Consider the following 19,267-nt stretch of genomic DNA (forward strand, 5'->3'; position numbering starts at 1 on the left):
AATAACGCTTCATGGAAAGCGGGCATACTGCATGGGTCATCTAGTACCTTCAAGGGACGATCGGCACGCTATCAACATGGGTCTGTAGATCTCGGCACCGGAGACGTCCAGCAGGCGCTCGGCGTCGAGCAGCGAGACGAAAGCTGCTGCGTCGTTGCGCAAGTCGGAATCGGTCGCGCTGACCAAACATTGCAGCAGCACGGCATGGAGTTCGCCGATCCGATCAGTCCTGCGCCGGGCGATGACGCTGGCTTCCTCAGCAACATCGAACGCGCCACGCAGGTCTCCTGCGCGATACAGGACGTCAGCCAGATCACTCATCATGCGCGCCTCGAACTCGAGGCCTGCTCTGGCGCGCCTCGAGTACTCGATCGCCTCCCGGAGATCATACGCAGCGTGAGTGAAATCGCCTGCGGCCGCCCGGGCAAGACCAGCCCCCGCCAACGCCTGCACACGAATATACGGCATCCCCGACGCTTCAGAGATCTGAAACAGTTCGGCCGAGTGCAGGGCTGCGGCCTCAGCACGATCTTGGCATCGCGCAAACTCGATTGCAGCGAAGTGCGGGATAAAGCGTATGACGGGAGCCAACTGTTCGGGAGGGGTGTTCAACAGTTCGAAAAGCTGGATTTCAAGTTCGGCGAAACGGCCGAGCTGCACCAGGATTCGCGTCTTGAGGCATTTGATCCAGTATTCGACATCGAACCCCAGGATCTGATTTGGCGTCAGACCCAGGGTCACATTACTGTCAAAACCACCTTGGCTGGCGATCGCCTCTTGGGCCGTGTCGGCCGCCGCCAGCGCTTCTCGTGCCCTGCCTGACATAAGAAGTGCCTGCGCCAGCATGGCGTTGACAGTCGCGTAGCGGCCGACATCCCCCTCCTCCGAGGTCAGCTTGACCGCGTTCTGCACGAGGTTAACGTAGTCGTCGGCCGCGCCCGTCGATGCGAGGACGCGGCCGTAAGCGCCGAGCAGGATCGGCTCATGCATCTTGTCGGAGGAGCGGGCATAGCGCAGCGCCTCCTCAGCGAAAGGCCTCACCTCCTCGGCCGAGATGCCCTCGCGCCATCCGCAGTTGAGGATCTGGCCGCTGGCCAGGGCGCGCAGGCGATCGACGTGCTCGGATGGCGGCACCGTCTGCAGCATGGAGCGGATCTTTTTCCAAAGCCGCAGCGCCTCCGCCGTGTTGGTGCGGCCGATCCAGCGCGCCGCGCGCTGCAGATGCTCGACGGCCTGCATGGTCTGGCCGGCGAATTCGTAATGCGAGGCGATCAGGGCGGCGAACTCGTCCTGCGTGCCCCAATCCAGCGCCTCGATCGCCTTGGCCACGGCCACGTGCACGCCGCTCAGACGCGAGCGCAGCTGCATGGCATAGGCCACCTCCTGGATCAGCGGATGGCGGAAGGCGAGCACGCCCATGTCGAACGGCGGCAGATCATAGAGAAGATCGGCATGTCTCAGTTGTGCGAGCGCGTCGAACAGGTCCGCCTCGCTGAGCCCGACGACCGGCTTGAGCACGGCGAGCGCGACCGAGCGGCCGATCACAGCCGCTGTTTCCAGGACGCTCTTGGCGGTCTCGCTCAGACGGTCGATGCGGGCCGCTACCACGGCATGCACCGTCGGCGGCAGCGGAATCGGGCCGATCCCGCCCTTCAGCCGATAGGCGCCGCGCTCACCCTCGAACCCGCCGCTCTCGGAGACCGCGCTCGCCAATTCCTCGAGGAAGAACGGATTGCCCTGAGCGCGCTCGACGATGTCGCGCGCCAGCACCTCCAGCGAAGGATCGTCACCAAACACCCCGCGTAGCAGCTCGCTTGCCTCCTCGGAGGCCAGCGGAACGATGTGCAGTTCGTGAAATGGGACCTGCTGCATGAAGGAGGCGGCGAAACCCGGCCTGTAGTTCACGACCAGCAGCGTCTTGGTGCCGATCGTGGCCTCCGCGAGCGCCTCGACGAACTCCTCGCTGGCCTCGTCGATCCAATGCAGATCCTCGATCATGATCACCATGGCGCCATCAGCCGGCGCGGCGCGGAACAGCGTCTTGAACACGTTCAGGAGACGGGTCTTGAACACGCCGGGATCGAGCCGGAGCGCCGGACGTGACGGATCGGCGAGGTTCATGAAGTCCAAGAGCAGGACCAGCGCCGTGTCGGGCATGGCAATGGCTTCGAGCCGGTCGACCACGCGCTGGCGCGACACCTCCACCGGCTCCTTCGGCCGGATGCCGAAGAAGTCGCGCAGCAATTCGAGCACCGGCTGGAACGGGGTGGCGCGGCCATGTGCCAGCACGCGCGCCTCGTAGACGCGAATGCCCTGGCGGCGACAGTGCTCGGCGAACTCGAAGCACAGCCGGCTCTTGCCGATGCCGGCCTCACCCACAATGCCGACGACAGCGCCGCGCGCCGCCAGGACGTCGTCGAGCTCGCGTTCGAGCACGGCGAGCTGAGCGTTGCGCCCGATCAGCGGCAACAGGCGCTGGCCGCTACGAAAGACGTCGCTCGCCGGCGCACTGAGGCGGCCGATCAGCTTGTAGATCGACACCGGCGAGGCAATGCCGCGCAGCGTGTGGGTGCCGAGGGGCTCGGCTTCGACGAACTGCCTGGCGCCGGTGTAGGTCTCCTTGCTGATCAGGATGGTCCCGGGCTCGGCCATGTGCTCCAGACGATTGGCCAGATGGACGTTGGCGCCGGCCGCGTCGTAGGTCTGGTACATGCTGTTCTCGACGACCTGGACGATCACCTCGCCGGTGTGCAGTCCGACCCGGACCTGCAAATGCGGGTCGGCGAGGCGCGCGATGGAGTCCTGCATCGCCAGCGCGCCGAGGCAGCCGCGAACCGCATGATCCTCATGCGGCACCGGCGCTCCGAACAGGGCCATGACGCCGTCGCCCTGCGTCTTGTTGACGACGCCATCATAGCGGTGAACCGCCTCCTTCATGAGGTTGAGCACCGGGTCGAGCCGCTGCATCGCGAGCTCGGGATCGCCGAGGCTATCGATCAGCTGAGTGGAATCGCGGATGTCGGCGAACAGGATGGTGAGACGCTTGCGTTCTCCGCCCTTGCTGCTCAGCGTCCTCAGGACGCGCTGCGCCGCCTGGTCGGGCGGAGCCGGCCGGCCGGGCAACGGCGCACCGCATTGGCCGCAGAAGCGATTCGACGGGCTGTTGGTCTGGTTGCAAGCCTCACATCTGAGGCCGAGCGGCTCGCCGCACCGGTCGCACGAGGCTCTCCCTGGCTGATTCTGCCTGCCGCACCGCGCGCATTCCATGGCCCCTCCGTTCCACGGCGGAACTGATTCATCCCATCACGGCATGAGTCTATGGAACTGCCACAATTCTCGCGGGAAAAATAGCCTTGTGGGGCCGAAGGCGGCGATCACGATGCTCAGCCCTGAGCGCTTTCCTGCGCCACCGCCTGCCAGGCAATGTCGCGCCGGCAGAAGCCGTCGGTCCATTTGATGCGGTCGACGGCCTGATAGGCCCGCGCCTGAGCCTCGGTGACGCTCTTTCCCGACGCGCAGACGTTGAGGACGCGCCCGCCGTTGGCGAGAATGGCGCCGTCCTTCGCCACCGTGCCGGCGTGGAAGATCTCCACGCCCTCGATCCGCGCGGCGTCGTCGAGCCCCTCGATGACACCGCCCTTGGCGTAGTCGCCGGGATAGCCCCTCGCGGCCATGACCACGGTGACGGCGGCGTCGGGAAACCAGCGCAGGTCGAAATTCTTCAACTGCCCATCGCAGGCGGCCAGCATGGCGGGCACGAGATCCGACATCATCCGCAGCATCAGCACCTGACATTCCGGATCGCCGAAGCGCACGTTGTATTCGAACAGCTTCGGCCCCTGGGCGGTCAGCATCAGGCCGGCATAGAGAATGCCCTTGAACGGTGTGCCACGCGCGTTCATGCCGGCGATGGTCGGCTGAATGATCTGATTCATGATCCTGTCATGAATCTCCTGCGTGACGAACGGCGTAGGCGAATACGCCCCCATGCCGCCGGTGTTCGGTCCCTGGTCGTGATCGAACACCCGCTTGTGGTCCTGGGCGGAGGCCAGCGGAATCGCAGTCTCACCGTCGCACAGTGCGAAGAACGACACCTCCCGTCCTTCGAGAAACTCCTCGATGACGACCTCGGCGCCAGCGACGCCGAAGCCGCCCTCGAACATCATCTTGATGGCGTCCTCGGCCTCGGCAACCGTCTTGGCCACGACGACACCCTTGCCGGCCGCGAGCCCGTCTGCCTTGACGACGATCGGCGCCCCGTGCTCGCGGACATAAGCGAGCGCCTCGGGGGCATTGTCGAAGCGGCAGTAGGCGCCGGTCGGGATGTCGTATTCGGCGCAGAGATCCTTAGTGTAGCCCTTGGAGCCCTCGAGCTTGGCGGCAAGCCTGGATGGGCCGAACGCCTTGATGCCCGCAGCCTCGAGATCGTCGACGATGCCGGCGGCGAGCGGCGTCTCGGGGCCGACCACCACCAAATCCACCTTGTTCGCCCGGCAGAAGGCGATCACCGACGCATGATCGGCGACGTCGAGCGCGACACATTCGGCCTCCTTGGCGATCCCGGCATTGCCGGGGGCGCACCACAGCTTGGTGAGCAGCGGCGAGCCGGCAATCTTCCAGGCGAGCGCGTGCTCGCGGCCGCCGGAACCAAGGAGCAGAATGTTCATCGTCGATGCCGTCGCAGGGGTGGGCCAATTTGGACGCCCCAATTGCCCGGCCGTCGCTACAGAGTCAAATCATGGCTCGGACGGCTTGACGGCGGCGCCGGCGATGATCTCCTGCAGGCTGGCGACGTGGCGGGCGAACGCCGCCCGGCCGGCCGCGGTCGCCGTCACCGTGGTCTGCGGCTTCTTGCCGACGAAGGCCTTGTCCACGGCGACGTAGCCGGCGCGCGCCAGCGTGTCGATATGGGCGCCGAGATTACCGTCGGTGGCGCCGGTCAGCTTCTTCAGCCGGACGAATTCCAGCCCGGCCCCGGCAGGCAGGGCATTCAGCGCCGCCATGATCTTCAGCCGCAGCGGTTGGTGGATGATCTCGTCGAGCTCCGCCAAACCGTCAGCCCCGCCGCATCCACAAGCCGCCGAGAACCAGGCCGCCGCCATTGACGAACGCCATCCACAAAGGGAAAGCCGCGCCGATGAAGAGGTAGCCGACCAGGGTCAACGCGGTGACGCACAGGCCGAACACCGTGAAGGCCGCGCCGAACCATAATCCGGCAAGACCGTAGAACAGCATGAAATAGACCGGCCAGAACGCGCCCATTTCACGCGGTCCGAAATGGCCGATCGCTTCGACGAAGAAGCCGAACGCAAAGAACATGACGAAGGCGAGCAGGGCCCGGAGATCGAAGCTGCGGACGCCGGAACGCGCCTTCTCCGTCGCGCCCAACACCACCGATCCGGCCAGACCGAGGACATAGACCGACAGCCAGGCCTTGTCGGCGTAGTAAGGCGCCAGATAGGTCACGAGATTGCCGGCAAAGACGAGGACGCCCCAGAGGATCATCATCAGGCTCGACAGCCGATAGATCTGCGACTGCCGCACGCGCTTCGTGACATCCTCGATGTCGCTGAGCGCCCGCGCGGCTTCCAGGCTGTCGATCATGCGGCTTGACCCCCTAGCGCGTCGCCACGTCCTCGGCGATCGCGCTTACCGCCTGCGGCGCCGACACGATCTCCATGTGATTGACGCCCGCGATCAGCTTCACGTCAACACCGGGCGCGACGGCCTGCACCGCGCCGGCATATTTGTCGGCGCGCATCAGCTCGTCATCGGCGCCAGCGATGAGGGTCACCGGATGCTTCGCCGCAGCGAGATCGACCTTGTAGCCACGGGTCGCGAAATTGCGGAACAGCCGGTAGCTGTAGGTCGAGGCCACGAACTTCTCCGAGTTCGGCCTGACAGCAAAGGCCAGCGCGGGCAGCGCCTCGCAGCATCTCAGGCCGACGCGATCGAGCACGCCGAGCGCGAGGATGCGCGGAATGTCGGGACTGGCCCAACCGCCCGAGCTCTCCCGGTTGGTGGGCGCGTCATATCCGAGATAGGGCGACAGCAGCACGGTGCGCGCGAACAGGTCCTGGGTCGGCGCGCTGGCCGCGCGCAGCGCGAAGCCGCCGCCGGCCGAATGGCCGAGCAGCACGATCGGCTGGGACGGCGCGGTCCTCCTGACCTCTGCGACGAGATCGGCCAAATCGTCCTCGAGCTGGCCGAGATAGCCGATGTCGCCGCGGGTGCCTGAGCCGCCATGGCCGCGAATGTCGGGCGCGAACGTGTCGATGCCCCGGGCGGCGAGCCCATCCGCCAGCGCATGCACGGCGACGCTCGAGCCGGAGGAGCCGTGCACGAGGATGGCAACCTTGCCGATCGGCGTCGCCCGCGCCGGATAGTGGCGGTAGGCGAGCTCCGTGCCGTCCCGGGCGCTGAAGCGCTGTAGGGCCGGCATGGTGCTCCGATCGACACGCCCGACGGTCTCCGAGATCGATTTCAGCTCGGGCGGGCGCACCAACGGCGTCGCGATCATCCCGCCCAGAAGAAGGGCAAGGGCCCCGGCGAGGCCGAAGCCCCAACCGATGAGCCGACGCACGATCTTGATGCTTGCCCGCATACCCCTCTCCATTTCTCATAGAGTACTCTGTAATACAGAGTCATCGAAAAGGCAACGGGTTGATTGGCGGTCGACGCGGAAAGCCCCTACCTTGGCAACTGCTCCCCGAACCGAATCAAACAGCGATGCCGCCTGCGGAAGCCTTGCCCAACGCGCCCGAATTCACCGTCACCGAGCTGTCCTCGGCGCTGAAGCGCACGGTCGAGGACCAGTTCGGCCATGTCCGGGTGCGCGGCGAGATCACCGGCTTTCGCGGGCCGCATTCCTCGGGACATTGCTATTTCGCGCTCAAGGACGAGAGCGCCAAGATCGAGGCGGTGATCTGGAAGGGCGTGCATGGCCGCATGCGCTTCAAGCCCCAGGAAGGGCTCGAGGTGATCGCCACCGGCAAGCTCACCACCTACCCGAATTCGTCGAAGTACCAGATCGTCATCGAGGCGCTGGAGCCGGCCGGGATCGGCGCACTGATGGCGCTGATGGAGGAGCGCAAGCGGAAGCTCGGCGCCGAAGGACTGTTCGATCCCGCACGCAAGCAACTGCTGCCGTGGCTGCCCGAGGTGATCGGCGTCGTCACCTCGCCGACCGGGGCCGTCATCCGCGACATCCTGCACCGGCTCGAGGACCGCTTTCCTCGCCGCGTGCTGGTCTGGCCCGTGAAGGTGCAGGGCGAAGGCTCGGCCGAGCAGGTTGCCGCCGCGATCCGCGGCTTCAACGATTTGCCGCAGGATGGCCCGATCCCGCGGCCCGACGTGCTGATCGTCGCGCGCGGCGGCGGCTCGCTGGAGGACCTGTGGTCGTTCAACGAGGAGATCGTGGTCCGCGCCGCGGCCGAGAGCATGATCCCGCTGATCTCGGCGGTCGGCCACGAGACCGACGTGACCTTGATCGATTTCGCCGCCGACAAACGTGCGCCGACTCCGACAGCAGCCGCGGAAATGGCGGTGCCGGTGCGCAGCGAGCTGATGCAGGAGGTCGCAAGCCTCGCGCGCCGTGTCAGCGTCTGCTGGCAGCGCGGCCAGGAGAGCCGCCGCAACGAGCTGCGCGCCGCCGCGCGCGCTCTGCCCGGCGCCGGCGATCTGCTCGCCATTCCCAGGCAGCGGCTGGATTCGGCGGCCGCCAGCCTGCCGCGCGCGCTCAAGACCAACACGCATGTGCACTTTCGCCAGTTCGCAGCGGCGAGCGCCAAGCTCACTCTGCGCGTGCTGCACGCGCAGATCGCGCAATCGCGCCATCGCCTCATCGCTTCGTCCGAGCGGCTGTCGCTGTCGTCGCGCGGCCAGCTGCACCGGCGGCGCGAGCGATTCGAGGCGCTCGACGCCCGCTTCAAGGCCTCGCGCCAGGCCTATGCGCAGGCCAAGCGCCAGGCCATCGGTCGCGAGCGCGACCGAACCGAACGTCTTGCCGAGCGGGCCCGGCGCGCGTTGCAGACTCAGCTCCAGCGCCTGACGGCCCGCGTGGGACAGAACGAAAAGCTCCTCACCGCGCTGTCCTATCGCAGCGTGCTGGCGCGTGGATTTGCACTGGTGCGCGACGAGGCCGGCCATCCGTTGCACCATGCCGCGAGCATCGGTCCGGGCGCCGCACTCTCGATCGAATTTGCGGACGGCAAGGTCGCGGCCACGGCGGGCGCGGACCGCCCGCTTCCAGCCGCGGCGCCAGCATCGCCAAAAGCCCCGCGTGAGGGCAAGCCTTCGGCGCCGAAGCGCACGCCCGATCCCGCCGATCAGGGCAGCCTGTTCTGATTGGTCCTCAGCGCGCGAGCCAATCGGCCACGAGCTTCTGCGCATCGGCACGCGCCTCGGGATCCGAGCCGACATGGCCGCGCTCGGGCGCCCCGGCGTCCGACCCTGCGACTTGATGCAGCGGCAGGTTCACACGATCGAAATCGTGATAGGCGCCGGGATAGATGACGATGCGGGTCAGCGCGCTGCGGCCGCGCGCGCCATCGATCATCTGTCGGCACGCGGGCGGCGAATAGACGTCGTCCAGGCCGCCGATCAGCACCAATGTCGGGACGCGCGTGCTCCAGCCGAGGCCGGACGAGGCGCGGCAATCCGGATAGAACGCCACCGCGGAGCGGAAATCCGGCGAGACATGCTCGGGCAATTGCGGGCGCACCGCCCACAACAGCGCGCTCGCGCCGCTGGCCCAGCCGACGAGGCTGACCCGGTCGGGCATCGCCCAGGCTTGCTCCGCCAGCCATTTCTGCGCGATCACGATGTCAGCGACACGCTCGCGCCGGCCGCTGATACGACGCTCCTTGACGCGGCATTGCGGCCCCAATCCGCGCGAGCCGTAGCTGTCCGGCAGCAGGACGGCCTTGCCGTCCTTGACCAGTTCCTCGGCCCAGTCGCGATAGCGCGGCAGCACCGGCTCGGAGCGGCCGGAAAGCCCGCCGCAGCCGTGCAGCGCGACGACGACCGGAAATGGGCCGGCCCCCTTCGGCCGGTAGAGCTGGGCGCGCAGCACATAGCTTCCCGAGGGGATCTCGACCGCGACGGGCGCCGGCAATGGCTCAGCCAAGGCTGAAAACGCCGTGGCGCAGAGCATTGAGACGACGATGGCGACGAGGGAGCGCATCAAACCAGCCGGGCGGGACAAGCGGCGGATATTGAAAGCTAGCTAGCACGGAGTTTCGAGCAGAAGCATCACAAATCAGTGGGTTTGCGCGGGGGGACAGGGGCCCCCATCTATGCTAGGAAATCATCGAAATTCGGCCTGTCGTGTGCGCGCTGCGCCTGCGTAGGGGGACTTCACGTCAAGGAATTGGAGATCGCGGACGTGCTCAACAAGTTTGGTCCCTCGGGCCAGGGCGAGGCGCAGGTGCAGTATCTGGACGGCGATTTCCGCGTGATCTCGCCGGGAAGCTATGTGCGCTGCGCGGTCACCGATGTGCGGATCCCGCTGGACGAGCTGAAATATTGGAGCGTCGATCTGCAGGAAGCCTACGCCCTGCCGAGCGCCGTGCTGCAGCGGCATTATCCGGGCGCATTGAAAGCCAGCGGCTGACCGTTCCGCTTCGCTGACAGCCGCTGCACAACCAGCGCGCGCAACGCGGCGAGATCGCCGAACTGCAGTGTCACCGGGAATGCCACGACATCGGGCGCGGCCTCGTGGCCGCGGAACCGCACGAGATCTTTTTCCGTGGTCACCAGGGCAAATCCATCACGCCTGGCTTCGTTGGCAAGGGCTACGACGTCGGCCGTCGTGAATGGGTGGTGATCCGGAAAGGCACGCTCGCGCCTGACGTCGAGACCAGCGCCGCGAAGGGTGCGGAAGAATCGGGCGGGATCGCCGATCCCGGCAAACGCCAGCAGCGGCCTGCCCTGCAGCGCCGCGACGATCTGCGCATCGGGCTGCAACGCGGCTGAAAACACCGGCTTGCCGGCCGCCAACACATGTGAGGCGACAGCCTCGCTGGCTCGGCCGCTACCGATCACGACCAACGCGTCGGTGCGCGCCAGCTGCGGTGGCAGCGGCGCGCGCAACGGGCCGGCGGGAAACACCTCGGAATTGCCGAGGCCGCGCGCGCCGTCGATCACGATCAACGCGAGATCCTTGGTGATCGACGGGTTCTGGAAGCCATCGTCCATCAGGATGACGGAGGCGCCCTGCGCCTTGACAAGACCGATGCCGTCGGCGCGGTTGCGCGCCACGACGACCGGCACTCGCGCCGCCATCATCAGCGGCTCGTCACCGACATCGGCAGCCTCATGGACAGCGGGATCGACGACGACGGGCCCGTGCAGCCGGCCGCCATAGCCACGGCTCAGCACCACCGGCTGCTCGCCGAGGTCACGCAGCATATCGGTCAGCGCCAGCACGGTCGGCGTCTTGCCCGCCCCGCCGACATGGAAATTGCCGACGCAGATCACCGGCAGGCCGGCATCGATGCCGGCTTGCGCCATACGGCGTGCGGCAACGGCGCCGTAGAGTTTCGAGAGCGGGAACAGCAGACGCGATTGCCAGGACGGCGGCCGATGCCAGAAGGCCGGCTCACGCATCGCCGGCTGCCCCCATTTCGAGCCTGACCTGCAATAGATACGGCTCCAGCGCCGACAGCGTCCGCTCCAGCGCGCCACCGAGCTGATCGACCACGCGCGTTCCTGCCGCAACCAGGCTGTTGCCGGCTGCGGGATCAGCGAGCAGCTGCCGGAGTTGGCGGATCAGCGCCTCCTGATCGTGGGCGAGCCTGGCTCCCCCGGCTTTGTCCAGCGACTCATAGACGTCGGTGAAGTTGAACACGTGGGGTCCGTGCACGATGGCCGCGCCGAGCTTGACGGCCTCGATCGGATTCTGGCCGCCATGCTCGACCAGCGACCCGCCCATGAACACGACCGGCGCCAGCCGGTAGAACAGGCCGAGCTCACCCATCGTGTCGGCGACGTAGATGTCGGTGCCTGCGAGCGGCTGTTCCTCGCGCGAACGCAAGGCGCCCTGCAGGCCGGCGCTTGCGACGAGTTCGGCGACGGCCGGGCCACGATGCGGATGGCGCGGCACGATCACGGTGAGCAGCGACGGATAGGTAGCCGACAAGGCCTTGTGGGCCGCGATCAGGATCTCGTCCTCGCCGGGATGCGTGGAGGCGGCGACGACGACCGGACGGCCGCGCGTCATCGCCGTGAGCCGATCGAGCTTCGCCGGATCGGCGGGCGGCGCCGGCACGTCGAGCTTGAGATTGCCGGTGGTGATGACGGTGCGCGCGCCGAGCGCGGAGAACCGGTCGGCGTCTGCCTGCGACTGCGTCAGGAAGAGATCAAAGCGTCCCAGCAAAGCGGAGATGGTGCCGGACATGCGGCGCCAGCGCGGGAACGAGCGCGGCGACATGCGGCCGTTGATCACCACCATCGGCACCCGCCGCGAGGCGCCGGCGAGGATGAGATTCGGCCAGAGGTCCGACTCGATGAACAGCCCGAGCGAGGGACGCCAATGATCGAGAAAGCGCTCCACGAAGCGCGGCGTGTCATAGGGCACGTATTGGTGGATCACGTCGGGCGGGAAGCGCTTGGCCACGATGGCGGCCGACGTCACGGTGCCGGACGTGATGAGGATGCGGATGTTGAGCTCACGCAGCCGCTCGATCAGCGCCGCCGCCGCCAGCACCTCGCCGACGCTGGCACCGTGAATCCAAACCAGCGGACCCAGCGGGCGCGTGTCGTGGCTCAGGCCGCGCCGCTCGTCGGTCCGCTCGGGATCCTCCTTGCCATGCTTGAGCCGCTGTCTGATCAGTGCCGGCGCAAGCGGCACCGCCGCCGAGGACAACCCGCGGTAGACACGCAGGGCCATCGGCAGCGGCCTAGGCACTTGATGCTCCCGACGCGACCGGCGGAGGACAGGCCTCGGGACGGCCGACGATCTCATAGGCGCGGCGCATGCACTCGTTCAGCGTCGCCTCGAGGTCGAGACGCGCCTCTTCCATCATCGCGGCGTCGGCATCGCGCGGCACGTTGATTTCCTTGATTCCCACCAATGCGCCGCGGCCGAATGGCAAATTGATGGTGGTGCTGTCCCAGTTCTTCAGGCGGATGAAGCGGCTCGTGACCATTGCGAACGGCATGATCGGACGTCCTGATTCGCGCGCGAGCATGATGATGCCGAGACCCGCAATCCGCGCCCGCTTCGGCACATCGGCGGTCGATGCAACATTATAGTTGTCTTCGAGCGCCCGCACCATCTCCTTGAACGCCCCCACCCCGCCTTTCCGGTGGAAGGAGGAGCCATGATCGCCGGAGCCGCGGATGGTTCCGATGCCGAGCCGCTCGGCGGCGATCGCGTTGAACTCGCCGTCGCGATGGCGGGAGATCAGCACCTTGGCGCGATAGCTCGGCTTGTTCTTGATGAAGGGTGTCAGCAGATGCTGGCCGTGCCAGAACGCGAAGATCGCCGGCATCTGCGGCTCGACGATGTCGTAGACCTCGGGCGGCTCATAGGTGAAGCGATTGGTCAGCCACACAAGGCGCAGGTACTCGGCCGCGAGGAACCCGACGGCGCGCTGGAACCAGCCGCTACGCAGCGTATTGCGGATCAGGTGTTTCAAGTCGCGAGCTTTGCGTCTTACTTCGCATCCTGACCGGGATCGAGCAGCCGGTGCAGGTGGACGATGAAATAGCGCATGTGGGCGTTGTCGACCGTCATCTGCGCCTTGGCGCGCCAGGCGGCGTGGGCCGCCGCGTAGTTCGGATAGACGCCAACGATATCGACCTTGTCGAGATCCTTGAATTCGTTCTTGTCGAGATTGATGAGCTCGCCGCCGATCACGAGGTGAAGGAGCTGCTGCGAGGCGCTATCTGTCATCGGTATTGTTTCCTAGTCAACGCCTTGCAGGCGACATGGAGGGTGCGATCCAGGGGCGTTCAGTCCGGCGGTAACCTGCGATACTGCGCGACGATGTCGGCATGTCGGTCGCGGCCCGCTGCCACCAGCATCCCGTGCACCACCTCCGGACGATTATAGAGGATCGCCTCGCCGGACAACGCGGTCATTTTACCCCCCGCTTCCTGCACGATCAAATGAGCCGCCGCAAGATCCCAATCGCGGCTTTGCCCGCCTGCAAAAGCGGCATCGAGCCCGCCATGCGCGACACGGCACAGACGCAGCGCCAATGATCCGATTCGCGGATGGAGTTCAATCCGCGCAGAACTCGGAGCCAACCGCTCAACCAACGGTTTTGGACCGGCCACCCGCGCGAAGTCGAGCACGCGTCCGGTCGAGGCCTGAACCGGCTCGTCGTTCAACGTGGTGCCGCTGCCGCGGGCGGCAAAGAAGAACTCCTCGCTGACCGGGACATGCACCGCGGCGAGTATCGGCGCGCCGTGCTCGACCAGCGCGACGCTCACGCACCAGTCGTTGCGGCCGCCGAGATAGGACCGCGTCCCATCGATCGGATCGACGATCCAGACCCTCGACCGACCGAGTCTCGCCCGATCATCCGCGCTCTCTTCGGACAGCCAGCCGTAATCCGGCGTTGCCGATCGCAGCCTGAGCTCAAGCAGCGCATTGACCGCCATGTCGGCTTCGGAGACGGGCGACGACGCACCCTTGGTCCATTTGCGCAACTCCGTTCCGAACATCGAACGTGCGAGCTCGCCGGCTTCGCGCACCGCCTCCTTCAGGAGCCTGGCGTCTGTCGCGAGGCTGGTCTCGTCCGGTTTCTCGATCTCACCGTCCGCCAAGCGTCAATCCTTCGATGCGCACCGTCGGCGCATTGACGCCATAGCGGAATTCCAGATCGCTGGCAGGCGTCATCGACTTGAAGATCTCGAACAGATGCCCGGCGATCGTCACCTCGCTCACGGCATAGCCGATCTCGCCATTCTCGATCCAGAAGCCGGACGCACCACGGCTGTAGTCACCGGTGACGCCGTTGACGCCCGAGCCGATCAGGTCCGTAACGTAGAAGCCCTGCTTGATGTCCGAGATCAGCTCCTTGGCTGTCACGACGCCGGCTTCGAGATGCAGATTGAACGGACCGGGCGAAGGCGACGACGACACGCCGCGATGGGCGTGGCCGGTCGTCACCATGCCGAGCTCGCGCGCGGTGCCCGAATCCAGCAGCCACGTCGTCAGCACGCCATCGTCGACCAGCGCGGTCTGCTTCACCTTCACGCCCTCGGCGTCGAACGGCTGCGACCGCAGCCCACGCTTGCGCAGCGGATCATCGATGATGCGGATACCCTTGGCGAACAGTTGCGCGCCGAGCTTGTCCTTGAGGAAGCTGGTCTTGCGCGCGATCGAGGCGCCATTGATGGCGCCGACCAGATGTCCGACCAGCGAGCCGGACACGCGGGGATCGAACACGACCGGCACCTGGCACGTGGCAACCTTGCGCGGATTGGCGCGCGCCACCGCGCGTTCGCCAGCGCTGCGCCCGACGGCCGCGGGCGCCAGCAGGTCGGCGCCGTGCGGAGCCGCCGTGTAGTCGTAGTCGCGCTCCATCCCGGTGCCTTCGCCGGAAATGGCGGTCGTCGAGATGCTTTGGCTCGAGCGCAGATAGGCGCCGTGAAAACCGTCGCTCGTGACCAGCACCATGCCGCCGATGCCGGTCGAGGCCGACGCACCACCGGACTTCGTCACGCCCTTCACGCCGAGCGCGGCAGCCTCCGCCTCCTGGGCACGGCGCTCCAGCTCTGCGGTCGAGGGAATCTGCGGATCGAGCAGGTCGAGCTCGGGAATGTCGCGCGCCAGCAGCGCCGGATCGGCGAGGCCGACATATTGGTCGTCAGGCGCCACCCGCGCCATCGCCACGGCCCGCTCGGCCAGCCGCGCCACGCCGTCCCCGCTGACGTCGTTGGTCGACACCACCGCCTGGCGCTTGCCGACGAGAACGCGCAGGCCGACATCGTCGCCTTCCGAGCGCTCGGATTCCTCGACGCGCCCGTCACGGACCTCGACGCCTTGCGAGATGCCGCGCACCGCGATGGCGTCGGCGGCATCGGCGCCGGCCTTCCTCGCGGCTTCCACCAGCCGCTCGGCGAGCGTTCGCAGGGCGGACTGGTCGAGCAGATCTGATTGGGCTGATGTCGACGATGAGGCTGGGGAAGAGGTCACGAACACGATCCGATCGATGTCAGGTGGGCGGCGAAGACGGCTCAATCCAAAGGAAATGTGGCCTGTTCACGCCGACTTCAAGCAGGACGGCAGACGGCACATCGGATTGTCGGCAAATCGGCAAGGTCTCGTCAATCATGCGGGGCAAGCGCTTGTCAATCATGACGGTAGGAGGATCACGCGTGAGATCTGATTAACCAGGCTTGTTAAGCCGATACGGGCGATCCGCGTGGCAAGGTCACACGCATCGACCGGGAGCATAATCCCGGCGGGGAGACCAAGCCGTGAGGCGTCAAACAGCAACAGGCGGAAGCCATTCCGCTGGGTCGGGCCGCGCCCTGCGGCTCGACCCTCTTTCCCTGCCCGTCTCGTACAGCGCGCACGATACCCGTGCCGATGGCGGAATCCGGCAGATCGAATTGCACCGGGAGCGCGTGGTCCTGCGTCGTGCCGTCAGCGGCATGCGCATGGCCCTGAACCTCCGCGTCAGCGATTTCCTCGGCATCGGCGTGCGCGAGATCGACGACACACAGGTGATGCTGGTGCTCGTCCACCGCGACCCTTCCCTGACCATCCCGCTCTGCGTCAGCGACGACCAGAACGAGATCGTTGCTGCGTGGGCGATGTGGAGCGAGACCTTCGCGCTGCCCCAGTTGCAGGACACGCGCCGGGAGGCCACGCCGCGCCGCCGCCGCCGCAACGCGATCCGCTCGCGCCGCCCGCGCTTCCTGATGCGACGCCGTGTCGGCTACCAGCTCAATCCAGCCTCGGTCCATCGCGGCGAGCGCGAGATCATCGCGCGCAGCTGATCAGGTTGCGCGCAGCACGGCATCGACCAACAGCCCTGCGAACAGCAGCAGTCCGGCATCGCGGTTCGACTTGAACACCCGCAGGCAAAGCGCCGGATCGGCGATATCCAGACGCCGGATCTGCCAGCCGAGATGGGCGGCGAAACACGCCAGCCCGAGCCACGCCGCGACATGCACGTGGGCGGTCGCGAACGCGGCCCCAATCAGGATGACGGCCAGACTGTAGAAGATGACCAGCGCCAGATGCGTGCGGTCGGCAAACAGGCGCGCGGTCGACTTGATGCCGATCAGCGCGTCATCCTCGGCGTCCTGATGCGCGTAGATCGTGTCGTAGGCGATCACCCACGAGATCGACCCGGCGTAGAGCAGCAGCGCGGTGGCATCGATGCGGCCGAACGCGACCGCAAATCCCATCAGCGCGCCCCACGAGAAGGCGAGACCCAGCACGACCTGCGGCCACCAGGTGACACGCTTCATGAACGGATAGATCGCGACGATCAGCAGCGAGGCGACGCCGGTGGCGATCGCGAACCGGTTGAACTGCAGCAGCACCACCAGGCCGATCAGGGCCTGCGCCACCAGGAAGGCGAGCGCCTGCTTGACGCCGACCTGACCGGCGGGAATCGGTCGCGAACGTGTGCGCTCCACCTTGGCGTCGAGATCGCGGTCGGTGATGTCGTTCCAGGAGCAGCCGGCGCCACGCATGACGAACGCGCCGACGAGATAGAGCCCGATCCACGCCGGCAACATGGATAGGTTCCCGGCGATCCCAGCGGCCAGAGCGGCCGACCACCAGCACGGCATCAGCAGCAGCCAGGATCCGATCGGGCGATCGAAGCGGGCGAGACGCAGGTAGGGCCGGCTCCAGACCGGCGCCAGCGTATCGACCCAATTGCCGGTCGCGTCAGCAACGCGGACGGCCGTGTCGCTCATCGGGTGAGAACGTTGCCGGTCATGGTGTCGAAGGCGGATCCGCCCTTCTTGGTCGTGTTGGCCTCAGGCAACGCGGCCGACGAGCCCAGGACGTCGCTCAGGCTCGGAGCGGAGGGCCTTCCGGCCCCCGACTGCATCTGCGCCGCCACGGCACAGACCTTCTTTTCCAGCGCGTCGGTGTTCTTGTGACCGGCCTTCAGCTGATCGGCGATCTGCTGAGGAATGCCGCAGCTCGCCGAATGCGCCTCGACATATTTGATCATCTTCACTTCGGCCTTGCCGAAATTTGCGATCAGCTTGCAGGCCTCGTCAGGCGAGGCCTTGCGGTCGCTCGCGGCCTTGATCAGCTTGCCGCGACGCTCGGCTTCCTCGCGCAGCGGAATGAACTCCTTCATGCAGCTCTCCGGCGGGCCACCCTGCGGCGCGGCTCCCATCGGGGCCGGCTGGAAGCCACCACCGCCGCCGAACGCCGAGGCGCCTGGACTGGGGAACGGACTTGCCGGGGCTGCGGCCCGGGTCGGCGCCGCGCCGTTGATGGGCGGAAACGGCGAGTTGCTGGTCTGAGCCTGGCCAGGCATCGGCGCGGGAAACGAGCTCTGCGCGAAGAGCTGCCCTGTGGAGAGCACCAGGGCGGCAATGGCGAGCGGCATGAAAGACTGGCGGACGATCAAGGCTGGTTCTCCGGTAAGACCAAGAATCCTCAACACTTCCGGATGAAAGCACGATCCGATCCGGGGCTTTTACGATTCTCGCCCGTCCAGCACAACCGCGGAGTTGATCACAGCCGCGGCGGAGGGACGCAGCCGGGTTCCAACCGGCGCGGAGGCCCAAAACGAGGCCCTTCCCGAACGTCGGGGCCCAAAAATCCGTTCACTCCGCGCCCTCGCCCACCTGGTCAGGCCTGAGTCGCCAGTTCGGCGGCCGGCGGGACGGCTCACGTCGCCGTGCAGACCTTGCGCATCACGGCCAGGGTGTTTTCGTGATTCGCCTTCAGCTGATCGGTGATCTTGGGCGGGATGCCGCAGAGCGAGGCATGAGCGACCGCGTAGTCGATCATCTTGGTCTGGGCGAGCTCGTAGTCGTGCACCAGCTGGCAAGCCTCGCCGGGCGCGAAACGCCGCTCGGTCGCCGCCTTGAGCAGCTTGGCCCGGCGGGCGGTCTCGTCCCGCAGCGGGGTGAACTCCTTCAGGCAGGTTTCGGGCGGGCGAAAGCCGGCCGCTGCGGCACCACCCGGCACCGCGGGAGCCGCTTGCTGGGGCGGAGCAGCGATCGCCTTGTCGTCGGCCCGGGACGGCCCGGCGACCGTCACCACGATGACCGCGGCAAGCGCCCAAGTCGAATGTCTCAAGATCAAGGCCGTTCTCCGCTTCAAGGCTCACGGAATCGTCGGATGTCCGTCCCCAAGGGACGACCGGCGGGATCGAACCGGTAAAATCTGTCGACAGCACGGCCGAAAGGCGCCATCGCCAATACCCGATACAACACCATGTGACGGCTCCGCCGGCTTTGCGGCCGGCGCGTGGTCTGGTTAAGCAACATCCATCATCGGCACCGCTTCGCTCCATGCCCGCATACGACTTCACCGCCCCGCGCCTGTTCGTCGACGCACCCTTGCAGGAGGGAGGCACGGTCGCGCTCGACCGCAATCAGAGCAACTATCTCGGCAACGTCCTGCGTCTCGGCACCGGCGATCTCGTCCTGGTCTTCAACGGCCGCGACGGCGAATGGCGGGCCGTGATCGAGGGCCGCAAGCGGCCGGATGGCCTGACGATCCAGCAGCAGAGCCGGCCCCAGGATCACCTGCCGGACATCGCCTACGTCTTCGCACCGCTCAAGCACGCGAGGCTGGACTACATGGTGCAGAAGGCGGTCGAGATGGGCGCCTCGCGCCTGCAGCCGGTCATCACCCGTCACACCCAGGTGTCGCGCGTGAATGGCGAGCGCATGCGCGCCAACGTGGTCGAGGCGGCCGAGCAATGCGGCATCCTCAGCCTCGCCGAAGTCAAGGACCCGGTGCCGTTGGAGCGCTTCCTCGCGCAGCGGCAACCTGAGCGGCTGCTGGTGTTCTGCGACGAGGCGGCCGAACTGGCCGATCCGCTGCAGGCGCTGCGCGACGGCAAGGACCCGGCCGGCATCGACCTGCTGATCGGACCGGAGGGCGGTTTTGCCGACGATGAACGGATGCTGCTGCTCCGCCAGCCGCACGTGATCAGGCTCGCGCTGGGTCCGCGCATCCTGCGCGCGGATACGGCCGGCGTTGCCGCTCTCGCCGTGATCCAGGCGACGCTCGGGGACTGGACCGGCCCCCGCGGTTAAGGCATCCGGCCAATTGTGGCTCGCCGCGGCCATTCGCAGTCGAAACCGTCAAACGGCC

The 19,267-nt window shown here is 66.8% G+C and carries 19 protein-coding genes; 4 read left to right on the forward strand and 15 right to left on the reverse strand.

Features of this window, described 5'->3' with window-relative positions; all coding sequences use genetic code 11:
* Positions 1 to 36: 36 nt before the first annotated feature.
* The 5 genes from QX135_RS12915 to QX135_RS12935 form a co-directional block, all read right to left on the reverse strand.
* Positions 37 to 3,267 carry an AAA family ATPase gene (locus tag QX135_RS12915; RefSeq protein ID WP_316160534.1) on the reverse strand — a complete coding sequence of 1,077 codons (3,231 nt, stop codon included), beginning with the start codon at positions 3,265 to 3,267 and terminating at the stop codon, positions 37 to 39.
* Positions 3,268 to 3,383: 116 nt separating this feature from the next.
* The gene (purD, locus tag QX135_RS12920; protein ID WP_316181777.1) at positions 3,384 to 4,667 is read right to left on the reverse strand and encodes a phosphoribosylamine--glycine ligase; all 1,284 of its coding nucleotides are present in this window, start codon (positions 4,665 to 4,667) and stop codon (positions 3,384 to 3,386) included.
* 69 nt (positions 4,668 to 4,736) lie between these two features.
* Positions 4,737 to 5,051: a transcriptional regulator gene (locus tag QX135_RS12925; RefSeq protein ID WP_315736575.1), complete on the reverse strand. Its 315-nt coding sequence runs from the start codon at positions 5,049 to 5,051 to the stop codon at positions 4,737 to 4,739.
* 4 nt (positions 5,052 to 5,055) lie between these two features.
* The gene (locus QX135_RS12930) at positions 5,056 to 5,604 is read right to left on the reverse strand and encodes a hypothetical protein (RefSeq protein WP_315777968.1); all 549 of its coding nucleotides are present in this window, start codon (positions 5,602 to 5,604) and stop codon (positions 5,056 to 5,058) included.
* 13 nt (positions 5,605 to 5,617) lie between these two features.
* Complete coding sequence (locus QX135_RS12935; RefSeq protein ID WP_316234109.1) at positions 5,618 to 6,604, reverse strand: alpha/beta hydrolase; 987 nt, start codon at positions 6,602 to 6,604, stop codon at positions 5,618 to 5,620.
* 125 nt (positions 6,605 to 6,729) lie between these two features.
* On the opposite strand from QX135_RS12935, the gene xseA reads away from it, so the two are divergent.
* Positions 6,730 to 8,346 carry an exodeoxyribonuclease VII large subunit gene (gene xseA / locus QX135_RS12940; protein WP_315779052.1) on the forward strand — a complete coding sequence of 539 codons (1,617 nt, stop codon included), beginning with the start codon at positions 6,730 to 6,732 and terminating at the stop codon, positions 8,344 to 8,346.
* A gap of 7 nt (positions 8,347 to 8,353) precedes the next feature.
* Here the strand turns inward: xseA and QX135_RS12945 are convergent, their stop codons facing one another.
* Positions 8,354 to 9,184, reverse strand: coding sequence for a dienelactone hydrolase family protein (locus QX135_RS12945; RefSeq protein WP_315736571.1), 831 nt, complete (start codon positions 9,182 to 9,184; stop codon positions 8,354 to 8,356).
* Between the two features lie 201 nt (positions 9,185 to 9,385).
* Between QX135_RS12945 and QX135_RS12950 the strand changes: the two genes are divergently transcribed.
* A complete protein-coding gene (locus QX135_RS12950; RefSeq protein ID WP_315736570.1) occupies positions 9,386 to 9,613 on the forward strand; it encodes a DUF2093 domain-containing protein in 228 nt (75 codons plus the stop codon).
* Here QX135_RS12950 and lpxK read toward each other — a convergent pair.
* Genes lpxK through QX135_RS12980 form a run of 6 tightly spaced genes read right to left on the reverse strand, consistent with a single transcriptional unit; the run spans position 9,583 to position 15,151 of the window.
* Positions 9,583 to 10,608 (reverse strand): tetraacyldisaccharide 4'-kinase, encoded by a 1,026-nt coding sequence (gene lpxK, locus QX135_RS12955; protein ID WP_315779054.1) that lies wholly within the window; start codon positions 10,606 to 10,608, stop codon positions 9,583 to 9,585. The genes QX135_RS12950 and lpxK overlap by 31 nt on opposite strands.
* On the reverse strand, positions 10,601 to 11,908 hold the full coding sequence (locus QX135_RS12960) for a 3-deoxy-D-manno-octulosonic acid transferase (RefSeq protein WP_315777963.1): 1,308 nt from the start codon (positions 11,906 to 11,908) through the stop codon (positions 10,601 to 10,603). Before QX135_RS12960 ends, lpxK begins: the two co-directional genes overlap by 8 nt.
* The gene (locus QX135_RS12965) at positions 11,901 to 12,641 is read right to left on the reverse strand and encodes a lysophospholipid acyltransferase family protein (protein WP_315716682.1); all 741 of its coding nucleotides are present in this window, start codon (positions 12,639 to 12,641) and stop codon (positions 11,901 to 11,903) included. Before QX135_RS12965 ends, QX135_RS12960 begins: the two co-directional genes overlap by 8 nt.
* Positions 12,642 to 12,658: 17 nt before the next feature.
* On the reverse strand, positions 12,659 to 12,898 hold the full coding sequence (locus tag QX135_RS12970) for a DUF4170 domain-containing protein (RefSeq protein ID WP_009031572.1): 240 nt from the start codon (positions 12,896 to 12,898) through the stop codon (positions 12,659 to 12,661).
* A 59-nt stretch (positions 12,899 to 12,957) separates the two neighbouring features.
* Positions 12,958 to 13,704, reverse strand: a complete 747-nt coding sequence (locus QX135_RS12975; RefSeq protein ID WP_315777962.1) for a 3'(2'),5'-bisphosphate nucleotidase CysQ — start codon at positions 13,702 to 13,704, stop codon at positions 12,958 to 12,960.
* A gap of 58 nt (positions 13,705 to 13,762) precedes the next feature.
* On the reverse strand, positions 13,763 to 15,151 hold the full coding sequence (locus tag QX135_RS12980) for a TldD/PmbA family protein (protein ID WP_409998678.1): 1,389 nt from the start codon (positions 15,149 to 15,151) through the stop codon (positions 13,763 to 13,765).
* A 284-nt stretch (positions 15,152 to 15,435) separates the two neighbouring features.
* On the opposite strand from QX135_RS12980, the gene QX135_RS12985 reads away from it, so the two are divergent.
* Positions 15,436 to 15,960 carry a DUF6101 family protein gene (locus tag QX135_RS12985; protein WP_315811153.1) on the forward strand — a complete coding sequence of 175 codons (525 nt, stop codon included), beginning with the start codon at positions 15,436 to 15,438 and terminating at the stop codon, positions 15,958 to 15,960.
* Here QX135_RS12985 and ubiA read toward each other — a convergent pair whose 3' ends face one another.
* From ubiA to QX135_RS13000, 3 genes are all read right to left on the reverse strand, one after another.
* Positions 15,961 to 16,893 carry a 4-hydroxybenzoate octaprenyltransferase gene (gene ubiA, locus QX135_RS12990; RefSeq protein ID WP_316234110.1) on the reverse strand — a complete coding sequence of 311 codons (933 nt, stop codon included), beginning with the start codon at positions 16,891 to 16,893 and terminating at the stop codon, positions 15,961 to 15,963. It abuts the gene before it with no gap.
* Positions 16,890 to 17,543: a hypothetical protein gene (locus QX135_RS12995; protein WP_315778006.1), complete on the reverse strand. Its 654-nt coding sequence runs from the start codon at positions 17,541 to 17,543 to the stop codon at positions 16,890 to 16,892. The genes ubiA and QX135_RS12995 overlap by 4 nt, the downstream gene beginning before the upstream one ends.
* Before the next feature lie 284 nt (positions 17,544 to 17,827).
* A complete protein-coding gene (locus QX135_RS13000) occupies positions 17,828 to 18,247 on the reverse strand; it encodes a hypothetical protein (RefSeq protein WP_315736564.1) in 420 nt (139 codons plus the stop codon).
* Between the two features lie 209 nt (positions 18,248 to 18,456).
* Between QX135_RS13000 and QX135_RS13005 the strand changes: the two genes are divergently transcribed.
* Entirely contained in the window at positions 18,457 to 19,209 is a 753-nt protein-coding gene (locus QX135_RS13005) for a 16S rRNA (uracil(1498)-N(3))-methyltransferase (protein ID WP_316234111.1), read from the forward strand.
* Positions 19,210 to 19,267 lie beyond the last annotated feature (58 nt).

The sequence above is a fragment of the Bradyrhizobium sp. SZCCHNR1098 genome (genome assembly GCF_032489375.1).
GTDB lineage: Bacteria > Pseudomonadota > Alphaproteobacteria > Rhizobiales > Xanthobacteraceae > Bradyrhizobium.